This window comes from Streptomyces katrae, from assembly GCF_000966975.1.
GTDB lineage: Bacteria > Actinomycetota > Actinomycetes > Streptomycetales > Streptomycetaceae > Streptomyces > Streptomyces katrae.
This window is the reverse complement of sequence record NZ_JZWV01000943.1, coordinates 1-2,278: the sequence shown is the minus strand read 5'-3', so window position 1 is coordinate 2,278 and position 2,278 is coordinate 1. Positions and strand designations below refer to the sequence as shown.

Genomic DNA, 2,278 nt, shown 5'->3' with positions numbered 1-2,278 from the left:
GCCCACCACCCCGACCGCCCCGCTGGAGGCGAGCCCCGTTGCCTGAGACCGCACTCGACATCACGGGCTGGACCTGCCCGGCCCCCCTGCGCGACCGGCCCCGCGTGGTCATGGGTCACGGCGGCGGCGGAGCCCTCTCGGCGGAGCTGGTCCAGCACCTGTTCGCGCCCGCTTTCGGCGGCGAGGCCCTCGCACAGCTCGGGGACTCCGCGGCCCTACGGCTCGGCGGGCTCCGGCTGGCCTTCTCCACCGACTCCTACGTGGTGCGGCCCCTGTTCTTCCCGGGCGGGAGCATCGGCGACCTGGCGGTCAACGGCACCGTCAACGACCTGGCCATGAGCGGGGCCACGGCCGCCTACCTGTCCTGCGGGTTCATCCTCGAAGAGGGTGTCCCGATGGCGACGGTGGCCCGGGTCGCCGAGGACATGGGCGCCGCCGCGCGGGCCGCCGGCGTCGAGGTGGCCACCGGCGACACCAAGGTGGTCGAGGTGGGCCACGGGGACGGCGTCTACGTCAACACCGCCGGGATCGGACTGATCCCGGACGGCGTCGACCTGCGCCCGCAGCGCGTCGTACCGGGCGACGTGGTGATCGTCAGCGGTGAGATCGGCCTGCACGGGGTCGCGATCATGAGCGTCCGGGAGGGGCTGGAGTTCGGCGTCGACATCGAGAGCGACTGCGCGGCCCTGGGCGGTCTCGTCCGGGCGATGCTCGCGGTCACCCCCGACCTGCACGTCCTGCGCGACCCCACCCGGGGCGGGCTCGCGGCCGCCCTCAACGAGATCGCGGCCGCCTCCGGCACCGGCGTCGTCCTGCACGAGGGACGCGTCCCGGTCCCGGCCGCCGTGGCGAACGCCTGTGCCATCCTCGGCCTCGACCCGCTCTACGTCGCCAACGAGGGCAAACTGGTCGCCTTCGTCCCCCGCGAGCACGCCGAAGCCGTCCTCGACGCCATGCGCGCCCACCCGCTGGGCCGGCACGCCGCGGTCATCGGCGAGGCCGTCGAGGCGCACCCGGGCCTGGTCGTGGCGCGCACCGGCCTCGGCGGCACCCGAGTGGTGGACCTGCCCCTGGGGGAGCAGCTGCCCCGCATCTGCTGACGGGACCCGCCGCCCGCCCGGCTACTTCTCCGGGCGGGCGTCGTCCGGCCAGCCGTACCCGGTGCGCGGCGGTTCGGGTACGGCGCCCACTGCGGCCAGGTCCCGGTCGGCGGCGCGCATCAGCCGGGCCGAGAGGTCGCGCATCGCCCGGCCCGCCGCCAGCTCCTCGCCGATGGCCGGGACGTCCACGTCCTGCGGGTTGCACCGGGCCCGGCCGCTGCCGGTGATCGTGGTCTTCCCGTTGTCCAGCACGGCCCGGGCCCTGGTCGTCCCGTCCTCCTCCACGAGGTAGAGGTCCACCCTCCACTCCTCGGCGTGTGTCATGGCCTGCCTCCTCCGCGCCTCGTCCCCCGTTCCCAGGATCCCCCCGGGCCCGCCGCCCGCAAAGCCCGGACGGCGGGCCCCGGCCGTCGACCAGAGCGGCTGGCTGCTGTTGCTGGGCGGATCGGCGAGTTCGGCCGCCGCCGTGGGGCTCGGCCTGCGCGGCGCCTCCACCGGGTCAAGGAGAAGTACCGGCGGGCCGGCCGGCCCGCGTACACCAAGACCGACCTGGCGCGCCGGGTCCGCGAGGACGCCCTCGACGCCGGCCCGGACGGCTGAGGTTCAGGCCGCGGTCCAGCCGCCGTCCATCGGCAGCGAGGCGCCGGTGACGTGCCCGGTGTGCGGGCCGCACAGCCAGACGGCGACGGCGGCCACCTCCTCGGGCTCGATCAGCCGCTTGATGGCGGAGCCGCGCAGCAGGACCTCCTCGACGACCCGCTCGGCGGGGATGCCGTGCGCCTCGGCCTGTGCGGCGATCTGCCGTTCCACCAGCGGGGTGCGGACGTATCCGGGGTTGACGCAGTTGCTCGTCACCCCGTGCGGGGCGCCCTCCAGGGCCGTGACCTTGCTCAGCCCCTCCAGGGCGTGCTTGGCCGCCACGTAACCGGACTTGAAGGCACTGGCCCGCAGCCCGTGCACGCTGGAGATGTTGACCACCCGCCCCCACCCGCGCCCGTACATGTGCGGCAGGACCCGCCGCAGCAGCAGGAACGGGGCGTGCACCATCACCCGCTGGATCAGTTCGAACCGCTCCGGCGGGAACTCCTCGATGGCGGCGACGTGTTGCAGCCCCGCGCTGTTGACCAGGATGTCCACGGCGGCCGGGAGGGAGTCGAAGGCGGCGGGGTCCGCGAGGT

At 75.0% G+C, this 2,278-nt stretch carries 4 protein-coding genes; 2 read left to right on the top strand and 2 right to left on the bottom strand.

Annotation, left to right across the window (positions count from 1 at the left end; all coding sequences use genetic code 11):
* Positions 1–38 precede the first annotated feature (38 nt).
* Positions 39–1,100 carry a hydrogenase expression/formation protein HypE gene (gene hypE / locus VR44_RS30120; protein WP_045950786.1) on the top strand — a complete coding sequence of 354 codons (1,062 nt, stop codon included), beginning with the start codon at positions 39–41 and terminating at the stop codon, positions 1,098–1,100.
* 21 nt (positions 1,101–1,121) lie between these two features.
* On the opposite strand, the gene VR44_RS30115 is transcribed toward hypE, so the two are convergent.
* On the bottom strand, positions 1,122–1,424 hold the full coding sequence (locus VR44_RS30115) for a DUF1876 domain-containing protein (RefSeq protein WP_045950785.1): 303 nt from the start codon (positions 1,422–1,424) through the stop codon (positions 1,122–1,124).
* On the opposite strand from VR44_RS30115, the gene VR44_RS46550 reads away from it, so the two are divergent.
* Positions 1,416–1,700, top strand: coding sequence for a hypothetical protein (locus VR44_RS46550; RefSeq protein ID WP_211275149.1), 285 nt, complete (start codon positions 1,416–1,418; stop codon positions 1,698–1,700). The two genes, VR44_RS30115 and VR44_RS46550, sit on opposite strands and share 9 nt — an antisense overlap.
* A gap of 3 nt (positions 1,701–1,703) precedes the next feature.
* Here VR44_RS46550 and VR44_RS30110 read toward each other — a convergent pair.
* Positions 1,704–2,278, bottom strand: a 575-nt coding sequence (locus VR44_RS30110) for an SDR family oxidoreductase (RefSeq protein WP_045950784.1), incomplete at its 5' end; no start/stop codon positions are given.